The organism is Leptotrichia massiliensis, assembly GCF_900104625.1.
Lineage (GTDB): Bacteria > Fusobacteriota > Fusobacteriia > Fusobacteriales > Leptotrichiaceae > Leptotrichia > Leptotrichia massiliensis.
Genome location: NZ_FNVZ01000003.1, coordinates 11,522 through 26,791, shown reverse-complemented (window position 1 = coordinate 26,791; position 15,270 = coordinate 11,522). Strand labels below are relative to the sequence as shown.

Here is a 15,270-nt window from a genome sequence, read left to right as displayed (position 1 = left end):
AATTCAAAAAAAGTGTTGACAACTAAAATTAATTATGATATACTAATCGAGTACTTGTGAGTTAGAAATAACAAATAAATATCAAATGCCTTGGTGGCGAAATCGGTAGACGCACAGGACTTAAAATCCTGTGGGAATTTATCCCGTGCCGGTTCAAGTCCGGCCCGAGGCACCACGAATCATATTATGCGGGAGTAGCTCAGTTGGTAGAGCGTCAGCCTTCCAAGCTGAATGTCGCGAGTTCGACCCTCGTCTCCCGCTCCAAAATATGAGCCATTAGCTCAGTCGGTAGAGCACTTGACTTTTAATCAAGGTGTCACTGGTTCGATCCCAGTATGGCTCACCATTTAATTTAACCATATGTGCCTGTAGCTCAGTTGGATAGAGCAACGGCCTTCTAAGCCGTGGGCCAGGAGTTCGAATCTCTTCAGGCACGCCATATGGATCCATAGCTCAGCTGGTTAGAGCACTCGGCTCATAACCGAGCGGTCGCTGGTTCAAGTCCAGCTGGATCCACCATTGAAAAACTTGTGCGGCCTTCGTCTAGTGGTTAGGACCTCGGGTTTTCATCCCGGTAACAGGGGTTCGATCCCCCTAGGCCGTACCATTTATTTTTTTGGAACCATAATTTAAAATTGTGGTATTTTTTTTAAAAAATAGTATTTAATATTTTAGTAAAGTTGTGGGTGGATGTCCGAACGGCTAAGGGACCGGTCTTGAAAACCGGCGAAATCGCAAGATGTCTGGGTTCGAATCCCAGTTCACCCGCCATATATAATATGCCCAGATAGCTCAGTCGGTAGAGCAAGGGACTGAAAATCCCTGTGTCCGTGGTTCGATTCCGCGTCTGGGCACCATTAAAACAATTAAAATTTAAATATATAGTGTAACTCAGTGTTTATCATAAGTTGCACTTTTTATTTTTCAGCTAAGTTTTCGGATATTTATTAATTTTTTGCTCAAAGATAAATATAAATGTATAAAAATTTATTTATAAGAACTATGAGGTATAATTAAGTAACATCAGAAGACGGATATGTTTTCAGATGTAAAAAAATAAAAATCGAAGGAGATTTTTGAAAAAGAAAGGTGATTGATTATGAAAAAGACATTAATTGGATTATTTTTAGTTTTAGGAGCAGCTTCGTTTGCAGATGCTGGAAAAATTGAAGCTAAAGGTGGAATAGATCTTGGTGGAAAATATCATTATGGAAAGAATTATAAAAACCAAAAAGTTAAAAAAAGTTCAGGAGAAATTGGTGCTGAATACAGATACGAAGTAACTCCAGGATTAGAAGTAGGTGGAGGGACAGCATTCCAATTCCATAAAGACTTAAAAGATAAAGTTTCTGGACAAAATTTGAAAAACTATAATTCATTCCCTCTATATGGAACTGCAAAATATACTTTTGATACACAAACAGCAGTTAAACCTTATGTTAAAGGTGATTTAGGATATTCATTCAATAATGGAGATCATGACTATGGTAATGTTGGGAAATATAAAGCTAAAGGTGGAGCATACTACGGTGTAGGTGGAGGAGTTAACTTCAACAATGTAAACGTAGAACTTATGTTCAAAGAAAACAAAGGAAAATATGAATACGAAGGACCTTTAGGTGTTAAATCTAAATATAATGCTGACTACAAAAGAGTTAGTCTTGGTGTAGGTTATGACTTTAATTTAGGAAACTAATATAAAAAGTAATTTGTGAATTGAATATAAAAAATATGTTTAATTAAAATATTTTTTACTACCACATTTGTGGTAGTTTTTTTTTGGAATTTTTTCAAAAATAATTTCATTTCTTTATCTTTTATGATATAATATTAAACATATAATAAAGTTATAGTTTATATTTAATCAATAAAAAAGATTATTTTTATATTTACTATACTTTGAAAATTTAATAATGAAAGGGTGTTGAAAGTATGAAAAAATTATTTCTGACAATGTTATTAGTCACCATTCTTATTGTTAGTTGTGGAAAGAAAACTACTAATAGTAATATTATAAAAATTGGAGTTATTGCACCACTTACTGGAAATTATGCACAATATGGGATTGCAGTAAAAGAAGGTATTGAACTGAAAGTAGAGGCTATTAATAATGCAGGAGGGATTAATGGTAAAAAAATCGAACTTGTTATTGCAGATAGTAAAGGTGATGTTCAAGAATCGGTGAATGCATTTAAAAAAATGGTTTCACAAGATAAGGTGAATATCGTGATTGGAGAAGTTGTTTCGGCTACTTCACAGGCTATTTCAGGACTTGCTCAAAGTGCAAAAGTACCTTTAATTTCGGCAACTGCTACAAGCCTTGATGTTACAAAAGGAAAAGATTTCGTGTTTAGAACGACATTTACAGATCCTTATCAAGGAACAGCAACTGCAAAATATGCAAAATCAAAAGGCGTAAAATCAATCGCAATTTTAACAAATTCTTCAAATGATTATTCTATAGGAATTGCAAATGCATTTAAAGAACAGGCTGCAAAAGATGGAATAACTATTACTGAAGAAAAATATACAAATGATGATAAAGATTTTAAAGCAATTTTGACAAAAGTAAAAGGGCAAAATCCACAGGCTATCTTTATACCAGATTATTACAATACAATTGGATTAATTATTTCTCAAGCAAAAGATCTGGGAATAACTGCACAATATTTTGGTGGAGATGGATGGGATGGAATTCAGACTAACTTTGGAGCAGTTGCGGAAGGAGCAATTTTTGCAAGCCAATTTTCTCCAGAAGATAAAGCTGAAAATGTTCAGAAATTTATGAAAGATTATCAAGCTAAATTTAATAAAGAACCAATAATGTTTGCTGCACTTGGATACGACACAGTGGAAATTGTAGAAGCTGCATTAAAATCTTCAAAAGATTTGACAGGATCATCTATAAAAGAAGCTATGAACGCAGTTAGCGGAATTGATCTTATAACTGGAAAGTTAAAGTTTGATGCTGATAGAAACCCTGAAAAAGCAGTTACATTTATTGAAGTAAAAGGTGGAAAACTTACATTAAAAGAAAAATTTTAAATTTAAGAAATAAAATAAATTATTTATAAAAAATATAATAGTGAAGGAGAACGACAATGAAAAAAATATTATTCTTAGTTTCATTGTTGGCATTATTCGTACTGAGCTGTGGAGCAAAGTCGTCTAAGGACAGCAATGTTATAAAAGTTGGTGTTATAGGAGCATTAACTGGAAATGTGGCACAATATGGAACAAGTACAATAAACGGATTTAAATTGAAGGTAAAAGAAATAAATGCCGCTGGTGGAATTAATGGGAAAAAAATTGAAATTGTGGAAGCGGACAGTAAAGGTGATGTGCAGGAAGCGATTAATGCGTTCAAAAAAATGGTTTCACAAGATAAAATTGACATTTTTGTAGGAGAAGTTACATCTGGACCATCTCTTGCAATTGCACCGCTTGCACAACAAGCTAAAATTCCTATGATTACAGCAACTGGAACTGCATTTGACATCACAAAAGGAAAAGATTTTGTTTACAGAACTACATTTACAGATCCTTATCAAGGTGTCGTTGTTGCAAAATATGCAAAAGCAAAAGGTTATAAAAACATTACTGTTTTAACTAATACTGGAAGTGACTATTCTGTAGGGCTTGCAAACGCATTTAAGGAACAAGCTAAAAAAGAAGGAATTCAAGTAAAAGAAGAACAATACACTGCTGATGACAAGGATTTTAGAGCATTGCTTACAAAAGTAAAAGGATACAATTCTGAAGTAATTTTCGTACCAGATTATTACAACACAATTGGACTAATCTTGACACAGGCAAAAGAACTTGGAATAAAGGCTCAATTCATGGGTGGAGATGGATGGGATGGAATCCAGACTAACTTTGGAAAAGTTGCAAATGGAGCAGTTTTTGCAAGCCAGTTTGCACCAGATGACCCTGATCAAAATGTTCAAAAATTTATTGCAGCATACAAAAATGAATATAAAATAGATCCAATTATTTTTGCCGCTTTAGGATATGATACTGGAACTATTTTAGAAACAGCGTTGAAAAATGTTTCTGACTTGTCTTCTAAAGATGCAATAAAAGAAGCAATTAAAAAATTTGATGGTACTTTGGTTACAGGTTCGCTAAAATTTGATACAGAAAGAAATCCTGAGAAAAAAGTTACATTTATTGAAGTGAAAGATGGAAAACTTTCATTGAAGGAAAAATTCTAGGAAAGAAAAAATTCTAAAAATATAGAGAATAATAATTGTTATAAAGTTCGGTTGTTAGGAGAAATTTTCTTTCTTCTAACAGTCTGGAACTTTTTTTATCTAAAAAGAAGAAAATTAATTTGGGTAAATATACGTAAGCAGCTTTAAGATTATATTTAATTACAGGGGAAGAGTATAATTTTAAAGTTGCTTAAGTATATGAATGAAAAATAAAGCGTATTTTAAGTAAAGAGTATGAGGAGTTTTTAAATATGTTAAAGAGTTTTATTGAACAGACTATTAACGGACTGCAGACTGGAAGTATTTATGCATTGATTGCATTGGGCTATACAATGGTTTATGGTATCGTTAAACTTATAAATTTTGCACATGGTGATATACTTATGGTAGGGGCTTATGCTACTTTAATTGCCGTGTCACATGGAATGCCCTTAATTGTGGCTATTATTTTGTCGATTGTTATATGTGCTATTTTGGGAGTTGTAATTGATTTCTTTGCATATCGTCCAATTCGAAATGCACCTAAAATTTCGGCACTTATTACAGCGATTGGAATGAGCTTTTTGCTGGAAAGTTTGGCACTTATAATATTTGGAGCAAATCCAAAAGTTATTGATCAGAAATATATACCAGGTTTTTTATCAAATAATAATAAAATCAATCTAGGATTTTTGCAAATTAGCATGCTTACAATATTTGTAATTGTAGTTACTTTAATTTGTATGGTCGCTTTGAACTTGTTTATTAAAAATACAAAACTGGGAAAAGCGACAAGAGCAGTTTCGCAGGATACAGGAGCTGCACAGCTTATGGGAATTAATGTAAATAAGACTATTGCCATAACATTTGCAATTGGATCAGGGCTTGGTGCATTGGGTGGAGCATTGTATGCGATTGTTTATCCGCAAATTGAGCCATATATGGGAATGTTGCCAGGACTGAAGGCGTTTATTGCGGCTGTATTTGGAGGAATTGGAAGTATTCCAGGAGCTATGGTTGGTGGATACGTCTTAGGACTTCTTGAAGCTTATGTAAAAGGTTCATCACTTACAACTTGGGCAAATCCTATTGTATTTGGTGTGCTGATATTAATATTAATTTTTAGGCCAAATGGACTATTTGGTAAGAATATGAAAGAAAAAGTCTAATTTGAAGGGAGGAAAATGGGAAATATGGAAAAAAACAATAAAGATGTAAAAACAAAAAATATAGATAATACAGAAAAAAATCAAAACGAACAGAATAATAAGATCAAAGAAAATAAAGAAGTACAAGAATATAAATGGAAAAACTTAAATTATTTTAACAAATTAAATGTAAAAAATTATGTAGTTACATTTATTTCGATAGTTGCACTTTATATCGTCCTAAGTTTTACTTTTGATCCAAATGATGCTTTCAGTTATACAAAAGGAATATATATAAACATATTAATTTTTGTTTTATTTGCAGTGAGTCTAAACATAACAGTTGGTCTTATGGGACAGCTTAATTTGGGGCAAGCTGGATTTATCGCAATTGGTGGATATTCAGCGGCATTTATTTCAAAAATACTTGTAAACTATAATTTGCCTCCATTTTTACAGTTAATACTAGTATCATTGTTTGGTGGATTGGTTGCGGCTGTATTTGGATTTTTTGTTGGTGGAAGTACTCTTAGGTTAAGAGGGGATTATCTTGCTATTATAACACTTGCCTTCGGAGAAATTATAAAATATATTATTCAAAATCTGGACTTTTTAGGAGGAGCAACTGGACTTAATAATATTCCAACAATTCTAGATTTTTCAAACACATATTTCATTGTAGTTATTTCAATTATTATAATTGCAATGGCAATGACTTCCAGAAAAGGGAAGGAAATTCTATCAATTAGGGAAGATGAAATTGCGGCAGAAAATATAGGAATCGGATTAAATCGTGTAAAACTCTATGGGTTTGCTTTTTCAGCATTTTTTGCTGGGGTTGGAGGATCGTTATTTGCTCATAATATTGGAATTTTGACGCCAGATAAATTTGGATTTTTATTCTCAATAGAAATTCTTGTTATGGTAGTGCTAGGTGGGCTTGGAAGTATTACGGGAGCAATTATCGCTGCAACGATTTTGACACTTCTAAATGAAAGATTAAGAGATGTTTCGCAGTTTAGATACTTAGTTTATGCAATCATATTAATTTCATTAATGATTTTCCGTCCAAAAGGGATTTTTGGTACGAAGGAATTTACATTTGCAGGAACAAAGAGAAGAATTAACAGGATTAGAAATTATAGAAATAATAAGGGTGAGAAAAGCGAAAGCTAAATATTTTTGATAAATATAAAAATGAAGTAAAATAGGAGATAAAAATATGTCATTATTAAAAACGACAGATTTGGGAATATCTTTTGGTGGGCTAAGAGCTGTTGATGAGGTAAATATTGAGATTAAAGAAGGGGAACTGGTTGGATTGATTGGTCCAAACGGAGCTGGGAAAACGACAATATTTAACTTGCTGACAGGCGTTTACAAGCCTACTGATGGAGATATTTCTATAAATCAGATTAGTATAAATAAAAAAACTACTCCACAAATAGTTGCTTTAGGAGTTGCCAGAACATTTCAGAATATAAGGCTATTTAAGGAATTAACAGTGCTTGACAACGTAAAGATGGCACTTAACAGCAGTATGAAGTACAATACTTTTGAAGCGATTTTTAGGCTTCCTAGATTTTGGAAGGAAGAAAAGGAAATAACAGATAAGGCACTTGATTTGCTGGATATTTTTGATATGGCTGAAATGGCAAATATTACAGCTGGAAACTTGTCTTATGGGCAGCAAAGAAAACTCGAGATAGCAAGGGCTTTGGCGACAAATCCCAAATTATTGCTATTGGATGAGCCTGCAGCGGGAATGAATCCAAATGAGACAAGAGAACTGATGAATACAATCAGCTTTATAAGAAATAAATTTAAAATTGCAATTTTGTTAATCGAGCATGATATGGACTTGGTAATGGGAATTTGTGAAAGACTTTATGTGCTGAATTTTGGAAGAATTATTGCTTCAGGTCTGCCTGATGAAATTCAAAATAATAAAGAAGTTATTGCAGCTTATTTGGGAGAATAAAATTTAAGACGAAAATATAATAAAATTAGCAAAAAGGAGGAAAAGTGAATATTTTAAATGTAAATGATTTAAATGTATATTATGGCGGAATTCACGCTATAAAAAACATTTCATTTCAGATAAAAAAAGGTGAAATTGTTTCTCTAATTGGTGCAAATGGTGCGGGAAAAACCTCCACACTTCACGCTATTTCAGGGCTTGTACCAATAAAATCAGGAGAAATTTCCCTAAGTGGAGAAAATGTGACCAATATAGATGCTTACAAGCTTGTCAGCCGTGGAATGGCACACGTGCCGGAAGGACGTAGAATCTTTACAGAATTGACTGTATTGGAAAACTTGGAAATGGGAGCATTTACGAGAAATGATACAGACCAAATAAAAAAAGATATGGAACATATGTTCTCGCTGTTTCCACGACTTGCCGAACGTAAAAAACAGCTGGCAGGAACAATGAGTGGAGGAGAACAGCAAATGTTGGCAATGGCAAGAGCCTTAATGTCAAATCCTTCACTACTATTGCTAGATGAGCCGTCAATGGGACTAGCACCATTATTAGTGCAGGAAATTTTCAACATAATTGTAAGAATTAATAAAGAAGAAAATGTAACAGTGCTGTTAGTAGAGCAAAATGCCAATATGGCACTATCAATTGCAGACAGGGGCTACGTTCTGGAAACTGGAAAAATCATTCTGGAAGGAACAGGGAAGGAATTGCTTACAAATCCTGAAATTAAGAAGGCTTATCTTGGAGGATAAAAATAAAAAATTAGAATATTTGTTTTTGAAAACTGTCTTGAAAAGTTTTTTAGCTTTTTGGGATGGTTTTTTATTTTGGATAAGTTTTGAGAAAAGAAAAAACTGGGATTTCTCCCAGTAGAGTGTACTCTTTTATGAAATAAAATTATATTAATTTACTAACAAGAGTCTTGATATTTTATTCAACTAATATATTAATTAGTGTTATGTAATAGCCAATCTAGCCATGCTTTGGTATTTTTTTCTGTAGCAGGATCAAGTCTTTTTGCATTTTTAGACTTTAACAGAGCATTTAATTCACTTTCTGAAAGAATTTGATAACTATCTCTTTCGTATTTTTTCCCATTTTTTATTTCCGTACCAGTACGCATACCTATAAACATAATATTATAATTGTATGAAGATGCTGCAGGTATTTTCTCGTTTTTTCTACTTTTTACAACATATCCTGTTGTTGTTGTATAAGTTAATGTAGGATACCCTTCTTTATCATAAGAAGTAACTTCTTCAAAAGGAGTATAGGCAATTTTATATTTTTTTCCAACTGGAAGAACATAGATAAAATAATTATGTTTTTCCCATTTAGTGTTTTCTCCATCAAAATCATCTGGATATTGTCCAAAAAACCAGTCCTTCTGATTTGAAATATAGACTTGTGTCTTTGGAGAAAAAAAGCTGTCAGCTTCCTGTTCCGTTATTTCTGAAAAAGCAACACTTCCTAAAATAAATAATAGCATTAAAATAAATTTTCTCATAATTTAGACCTTCCTTATTACTAAATTTTTAGATAACCTATCATATAATAATTTTACTTCAAAAAAATTTAAAAATCAATACCTTATGTAAGAATATTAAGAAGTTACGTTTTAATTTAGTTTTTTAAGAAATTTCTACTTATATAGACATTCCACATTATTTCCTGTATAATATCAAGTATAACATCGATATAAAGTGCCAGTTTTTCATTTTGGGGAAAATATGATGAAAATTACACAATGATAAGATTGTCGACGAACTGAGCAACTACGGAAAAAAATTTGAATAAAATTATTATAAATAAAGAAAGTGAGAGGATTTTATGAATTACAAATTAATTGCAACTGATATGGATGGAACATTGCTTGATGAGGAGCATGGGATAACAAAGGAAAATGTTGAGGCAATTATTAAAGTTCAGAGGGAAAAAGGCGTTAAATTTGTACTTGCGAGTGGAAGACCAAGTTATGCGATGCTTGAATATGCAAAAGAGCTTCAAATGGATAAATACGAAGGATATGTGCTGGCATTTAATGGTGGCGAATTAATTGATATGAAGACAAACGAAGTTATTTTTCACGAAGGGCTTGGAAAAAAGGATATTGAAAACGTTTATAAAGTTTCAAAGGAAATAAATGTTCCGATGATTTTATACGTTGGAGATACAATTTATGGAACTGAAGCGACAGATGGAGTAATGTATGAAGCCGATCAATGCAAGATGAAATTTCAAAAATTCGATACACTTGAAGACTTGGAGAAAAAAGGAATTGATAAAACTACAAAATGTATGATTATTGGAAAGCCTGAAGAAGTATTGATTGCTCAGGAACATATGAATAAAGTTCACGGAAACGATTATTTTATCGCCATCTCAAAACCAATCTTCCTAGAAATTGCCAACAAAAATGTGGATAAAGGAAAAACATTGAAAAAATTGGGAGAAATTGAAAATATAAAGCCTGAAGAAATGATTGCAGTTGGTGACAGTGCGAACGATAAGCCATTGCTGGAGTACGTGGGAATGCCTGTGGCTGTAGAAAATGCTATTCCTGAAATTAAGGAAATAGCTAAATTTATTTCAACATCAAATGTGGATCATGGATTGAAAACTACGATTGAGGAGTTTTTTGAATTTTAAAACTATAAAATTTGTACAGGAATTATCGAGAAAAAAGTCGAAAAATCATATATACTTTTAATGTAAGGAGGAAAAATATATGATTAAGGCATTTAATGAAACGATGAAATATATCGAAGAGACCATGACTGAAAGAATTGACGAGAGAAAGTTTGCATTGCTTTCTGGATATTCGTATCCGCTGTTTAGCAGAATGTTCTCAATTATGGTGGATTATCCATTAAGCGAGTATATTCGCTTTAGAAAGTTAAGCTGCGCCGCGATAGATTTACGTGAAAGCGATGAAAAAATAATAGAAATAGCCTTTAAATACGGCTATGAATCTCAAGATTCATTTTCCTTGGCATTCAAAAAATTCCATGGGCACACGCCAAAGGAAGTCAGAAAAGGAAGTGCATTTCAAATTTTTTCTCCTATAAGATTATCTTTAAGCATTGAAGGAGGAAAAAACATGGACATCAAAATTATGAAAAAATCGGCTTTTAAAGTTGCAGGCTTGACAGAAAGAATTGAAGAAGGTGGCGATTTTCCTAATGTTTGGGACAAACTTTTTAAAAAAGTATCTGAAAAAAAATTGGAAAGCTTAGGAAATGGACAAAGTTATGGAGCATGTTACGAAATCGAAAAAAATGAAAAAGAAAATTCTGAAAGCAAGTATACAGTAAGCTATATGGCTGGATATGATGCTCAAAATATTGACAAGGCAAAAGATTTAGGACTGAGTATTCTTGAAGTCCCTGAAGCTGAATATGCTGTGGTGAAATTGAAAGGAATTGTTCCAAATTGCATTCACGAAGGATGGAAATATGTGACAGGGACATTTTTTCCAGAACAAGGTTATAGACACGCTGGAATGCCTGATTTTGAAGTTTATAGTGAAGGAGATATGTATAATCCTGACTATGAAATGGAACTTTGGGTTCCGATAGTAAAAGATAAAAATTAAATTTATAATATTTTCTCTAAATCTTTTAAAAAATTATTTTAACTGATTTCTGCTATTTAAATGTTATAAAAAAATGGGAGATATTCTGACTACACAGTTTATTTCCCATTTTATCTTTATTATACTAAACCTCATTTAAATAATAGAAATAAAATTTTACAATAAGTAATTCGATAGTTTTATTAAAAAAATCAAATTTAATTCTTAAGTATCCATATAAAGGATTTTTATTTAGATTATGAAAAACTGTTTATTATTAATAAATATTTTTTCACAATCTTATGTTTTTTCTTTTCATAAAGCAAGGGAAATCAGTCGCCATTTCCCCTCATTTCGCAATAATAGTTATTTTAACATATTTAACTAATGGCATATTAAAGAGAATAGCGAAAGTGCTACGCACTAACCCTGGCTCGTCTAAGCATTTTTTTGAAATATTCCCAAATTTTATTTGGGAAAGTAGTCAAAACATTTATTATTTGGATAAACCTGAATTACTACGAAAACGAAACTCGCTAACACTCACTTTCGCAAATAAATATTAGAACAACTCTATAAAATATATTTGCTATAAAGGTTTTGACGAAAGAAACACATAAATGTGTTTAGTCGTTTTCATTCCAAAAAAATCACGACATTCTGTACTAAATTATATAGATTATTATATTTAAATTCTAGGCTTTTGCATTTGGAAAATATTAAATAAGCAAAATTTCTTTATAAGAAAGTTTTGCGTTAAGCGGTGGTTGTAAGGGCATGGCGTCTGATGCCCTTACGTTAAAAAAAATTGAATAAAAAAATAGAAAAAACTATTATAAATCATAATACTTATAAATAAAATTATAAAAGTCTTTAAGTTGGATACTTAATGATAAAATTTAATTAAAGGATATTTTAATATTTACATAGATTGTATAATAGCATATGTAAAAAATGATTTTAATTTCATGAATTTTTGATTTTTGCTCTTTAAATGCGAAATAGTGTTAATTTCTTCTTTTTCAAGAATTTTGTAAAATATCAAAAAAGTTAAAAATAACACTTTTTACATTTACATTGCTTCTAATACTGTTTTTCAAATTTATCAATTTTTTCAAATCTTCTGCTTCCACAGAATGTTTTACATTTATAATAATTTTTGAAAGGAAATTTATCAGAAATTCCTTTTCCTTTTTTAGTTCACTTTCGATTTCGTTTATAAAAAAATATACATTTTCGATATCCCAGAAACGTATTCGCTGTGATAACAATTCAATACTTTTATTATATTTTATCGTCAAATCTAGATTATTTTTTATAGCCAGTTCTCCAGTTGTGTAATTTTTCATTTCAAAAATAATTTGTAAAATATCTTCCACTGTATTAATTTTAAATTGAATATCCTCAAGTGAGAGATTTTGCCTTTTAAATTCTAAAATATCGTTTTCATTTCCATCAAAGAAATAGTAGATTTCCTTGCTGATTCCCAGTTCCTCGTTGTTCATTCCAGATAGATAAAATTTGATTGTACGGGATTTTATTGTGGAAATGATATTTAATGTTCTTGATAATAAAATAAAATATACATTTTGTGGGGGCTCTTCTAAAATTTTTAAAAGTGCGTTTGAAGATTCTTTTCGTAAGTTTTCGATTCCGCATAGAATAAATATTTTTTTTGGCGAGTTAAATGAAGATTCTATTGACGAATAGATGATTTCCCGCACTTCGTCAATTTTTATGTTTTCATTATTTTTATTTATTATTTCAATATCAGGATGCTGGAAATTATTAATAAGCCGTTCTATTTTGTCTTTTTCAGCGTCATTCTGTACATTCTTTGTCATAACCATTTTTGAAAACATTAGTGCATAAGAAAGCAAGTCAACTCTTTTATCACCGTAAAAGAGGTAACTTGCACTTATTTTATCTTGATTTATTTCGTTCTTAAATTTTTCTGTTATTTCCTGTAATTTCATTTTTTCTCATTTTCTCTTTTTTTAATCAACAACAAATATTAATTTTCTTTCATTTGAAGAGTTCTTAATAATTTTTTGTTATCAAATGCGGCTCCTCCACCTAAAACTACTGAGTCCAATGGGTTTGGAGATAAGAACACTTTGATTCCAACTTCTTTTTCCATCATGTCAACAAAGTTTTGGATCAATGAACCTCCACCAGTCATTACAATTCCATTATCTAAAATGTCGGCTGCTAATTCAGGTGGGCATTTTTCAAGAACTTCTTTTGTAGAGTTTACAATTTGGAATAAAGAATCTTCAATTGCTTCGTAAATTTCATTTGCATTAATTTCTACTGTGTTAGGAATACCAGATTCCAAGTCTCTACCTTTTATTTCCATAACTTCAGGCGACTGTAGCTTTATTGCTGTTGCCATTTCTTTTTTAATTTTTTCAGCAGTTCTGTCTCCAATTAACAAGTTGTATTTTCTTTTTACATATTTTACGATATCTTCATCAAATTTATTTCCAGCAATTCTGATTGATTTACTTGCAATAATTTCATCAAGAGAAAGAATTGCAATGTCAGTAGAACCTCCACCTATATCAATTACCATACTTCCTTCAGGTTGTGAAATATTTACGCCTGAACCGATAATAGCGGCTCTTCCTTCTTCAATAATATATGTCTTTTTAGCACCTTTTACTGCATCAAACAATGCTTTTCTTTCCACACTTGTTACTTCAATTGGTACACAGATCATAACTTCTGGTTTGAATAATGAATTTCCATAAATTTTGTGGATGAAGTATGTAATCATTTCCTTTGTTGAATCGATGTCGGCAATAACTCCATCTTGTAAAGGTTTGATAGCTTGAATGCTGTCAGGAGTTTTTCCTAACATTTCTCTAGCTTCTCTTCCAACTGCAATTAATTTTCCAGTTTTTCTATCTCTTGCAACCACAGATGGCTCGTTTAAGACTATTTTTTTTCTTTGTTTATCATAAATCAATATGTTTGCAGTTCCCAAATCTATTGAGATACTTTTATTTACTCTAAATATTTTTACAAAATCAAATGCTCCCATTTTTCCTCCTATTAAAATTAACTTTCTTAATTATATCATACTTTTTGATAAAAATTTATTATTTTTTGTAAATTTTTTAAATTTTTTGGTATAAATTAAAAATCTTTTGCATTTAGCCACTTTAAAATTTCATCATAAATTTCGTGCTTATTTGTTTCATTAAGCGATTCATGTCGCCCGTTTTTGTTTTCAAGAATATTTATTCTTCTTTTTTTCTTTCTTAATGTATTAAAAATTTTACTAATATATGGAATATCAACTACTCTGTCCTCAGTTCCATAAATGGCGAGTATTTTTGCATGATTATCTAATTTTTTGTAATTTCTGTTGATAAATCCCATCATAGAAAAAATTCCAGAAAAAAACTTTGGTGTGACAGGATAACCACAAAGTTCGTCATCTTCATATTTTTTATTTTCAGTTTCATCTCTTGTTAACCAGTCAAATTTAGTTGTATTTGGCTCAAATGCTGAATTCCATTTTTCAAAAATTTTGTTAAATGCAGAAATTTTTCTAAAAATAATTCTTTCCAAAAGAGTGGCAAGGTTTCCACCAACGGCTGATAATTGATTTTTTAAAGGGAAAGCTGATAAAATGAAGTATTTGTATTTATTTTTTATTCCCCACTGCATTCCAATAAGGGTACCCATGCTATGTCCCAAAATTGTTGTATTACTTGGAGTTGCTCCAACTTTGCTTAAAATCTTTTCAAAAAAGTTATCAATATCTTTAAAGACAGCTTTTATTCCGTTTTTTCCAAAATCTCCAATTTCATCCTCTTTCAATTCACCATGTCCTCGAATTTCCATAACAAACACATTGTATCCATTTGAAGCTAAAAATTCCCCAAATTCAGTATATCTATCGACAGGCTCCATCATTCCGTGAAATATCACAACATTGTTTTTATATTTTTCTCTTTTTGATTCAAAAAATAAATAAGGAATTTTTTTATTATCAAAACTTTCAAAATACTGTTTTTCCATTATTTTCCTTTCTCAAAAAATATTATAAAATCTCGATTTTTTATTAATGTTAAATAAACATACACATCCATTATAATATAATATTATTTTTTTTGCAATTACAAATTTTTTTGAAAGAAGTGAAGAAATAACAACATATCTAATTTGAATTTTTTATTTATTTTTCAAAATATGGAAAATTTCCATAAATTGTGGTATTATTAGTAATGATATAGAAGAAACAGTAATAAAAAACACAAACATTGAAAAATATTATTAAAATTCAAACATAAAAATTATTTTATTTATTAATTGTTTTTTGTTTGGAGACGTTAAAATAAGGCGGAAATGGCT

Annotated in this window: 13 protein-coding genes and 8 tRNA genes; 17 read left to right on the top strand and 4 right to left on the bottom strand. The window is 30.9% G+C overall.

The features are described 5' to 3' along the window. Positions 1–87: 87 nt before the first annotated feature. From BQ5344_RS00975 to BQ5344_RS00905, 15 genes are all read left to right on the top strand, one after another. Positions 88–175: transfer RNA gene (locus BQ5344_RS00975), tRNA-Leu, on the top strand. A gap of 13 nt (positions 176–188) precedes the next feature. After that, a tRNA-Gly gene (locus BQ5344_RS00970) sits at positions 189–264 on the top strand. Between the two features lie 6 nt (positions 265–270). Further along, positions 271–346: transfer RNA gene (locus tag BQ5344_RS00965), tRNA-Lys, on the top strand. 16 nt (positions 347–362) lie between these two features. Next, positions 363–439 (top strand) — tRNA-Arg (locus BQ5344_RS00960). A 3-nt stretch (positions 440–442) separates the two neighbouring features. Continuing rightward, a tRNA-Ile gene (locus BQ5344_RS00955) sits at positions 443–519 on the top strand. A 13-nt stretch (positions 520–532) separates the two neighbouring features. Further along, a tRNA-Glu gene (locus BQ5344_RS00950) sits at positions 533–607 on the top strand. A 77-nt stretch (positions 608–684) separates the two neighbouring features. Continuing rightward, positions 685–771 (top strand) — tRNA-Ser (locus tag BQ5344_RS00945). A 10-nt stretch (positions 772–781) separates the two neighbouring features. Then, positions 782–857: transfer RNA gene (locus BQ5344_RS00940), tRNA-Phe, on the top strand. Positions 858–1,099: 242 nt separating this feature from the next. Continuing rightward, positions 1,100–1,696: an outer membrane beta-barrel protein gene (locus tag BQ5344_RS00935; protein ID WP_071123802.1), complete on the top strand. Its 597-nt coding sequence runs from the start codon at positions 1,100–1,102 to the stop codon at positions 1,694–1,696. A gap of 236 nt (positions 1,697–1,932) precedes the next feature. Further along, positions 1,933–3,045 (top strand): ABC transporter substrate-binding protein, encoded by a 1,113-nt coding sequence (locus BQ5344_RS00930; RefSeq protein WP_071123801.1) that lies wholly within the window; start codon positions 1,933–1,935, stop codon positions 3,043–3,045. A 56-nt stretch (positions 3,046–3,101) separates the two neighbouring features. After that, on the top strand, positions 3,102–4,217 hold the full coding sequence (locus BQ5344_RS00925) for an ABC transporter substrate-binding protein (RefSeq protein ID WP_071123800.1): 1,116 nt from the start codon (positions 3,102–3,104) through the stop codon (positions 4,215–4,217). A 251-nt stretch (positions 4,218–4,468) separates the two neighbouring features. Further along, complete coding sequence (locus BQ5344_RS00920) at positions 4,469–5,365, top strand: branched-chain amino acid ABC transporter permease (protein ID WP_071123799.1); 897 nt, start codon at positions 4,469–4,471, stop codon at positions 5,363–5,365. A gap of 24 nt (positions 5,366–5,389) precedes the next feature. Further along, positions 5,390–6,520 (top strand): branched-chain amino acid ABC transporter permease, encoded by a 1,131-nt coding sequence (locus BQ5344_RS00915; protein ID WP_071123867.1) that lies wholly within the window; start codon positions 5,390–5,392, stop codon positions 6,518–6,520. Positions 6,521–6,566: 46 nt separating this feature from the next. After that, positions 6,567–7,325 carry an ABC transporter ATP-binding protein gene (locus BQ5344_RS00910; RefSeq protein WP_071123798.1) on the top strand — a complete coding sequence of 253 codons (759 nt, stop codon included), beginning with the start codon at positions 6,567–6,569 and terminating at the stop codon, positions 7,323–7,325. A gap of 44 nt (positions 7,326–7,369) precedes the next feature. Further along, a complete protein-coding gene (locus BQ5344_RS00905; RefSeq protein WP_021769782.1) occupies positions 7,370–8,083 on the top strand; it encodes an ABC transporter ATP-binding protein in 714 nt (237 codons plus the stop codon). 194 nt (positions 8,084–8,277) lie between these two features. On the opposite strand, the gene BQ5344_RS00900 is transcribed toward BQ5344_RS00905, so the two are convergent. Next, entirely contained in the window at positions 8,278–8,838 is a 561-nt protein-coding gene (locus BQ5344_RS00900) for a hypothetical protein (RefSeq protein ID WP_071123797.1), read from the bottom strand. 323 nt (positions 8,839–9,161) lie between these two features. Between BQ5344_RS00900 and BQ5344_RS00895 the strand changes: the two genes are divergently transcribed. Further along, positions 9,162–9,980 carry a Cof-type HAD-IIB family hydrolase gene (locus BQ5344_RS00895; protein WP_071123796.1) on the top strand — a complete coding sequence of 273 codons (819 nt, stop codon included), beginning with the start codon at positions 9,162–9,164 and terminating at the stop codon, positions 9,978–9,980. Between the two features lie 79 nt (positions 9,981–10,059). Beyond that, entirely contained in the window at positions 10,060–10,926 is an 867-nt protein-coding gene (locus BQ5344_RS00890; protein ID WP_071123795.1) for an AraC family transcriptional regulator, read from the top strand. 1,001 nt (positions 10,927–11,927) lie between these two features. On the opposite strand, the gene BQ5344_RS00885 is transcribed toward BQ5344_RS00890, so the two are convergent. The 3 genes from BQ5344_RS00885 to BQ5344_RS00875 form a co-directional block, all read right to left on the bottom strand. Then, positions 11,928–12,881 carry an ATPase gene (locus tag BQ5344_RS00885; protein ID WP_071123794.1) on the bottom strand — a complete coding sequence of 318 codons (954 nt, stop codon included), beginning with the start codon at positions 12,879–12,881 and terminating at the stop codon, positions 11,928–11,930. 38 nt (positions 12,882–12,919) lie between these two features. Next, positions 12,920–13,951, bottom strand: coding sequence for a rod shape-determining protein (mreB, locus tag BQ5344_RS00880; RefSeq protein WP_021768479.1), 1,032 nt, complete (start codon positions 13,949–13,951; stop codon positions 12,920–12,922). 95 nt (positions 13,952–14,046) lie between these two features. Continuing rightward, positions 14,047–14,937, bottom strand: a complete 891-nt coding sequence (locus BQ5344_RS00875; protein WP_021768480.1) for an alpha/beta fold hydrolase — start codon at positions 14,935–14,937, stop codon at positions 14,047–14,049. Positions 14,938–15,270: the final 333 nt, after the last annotated feature.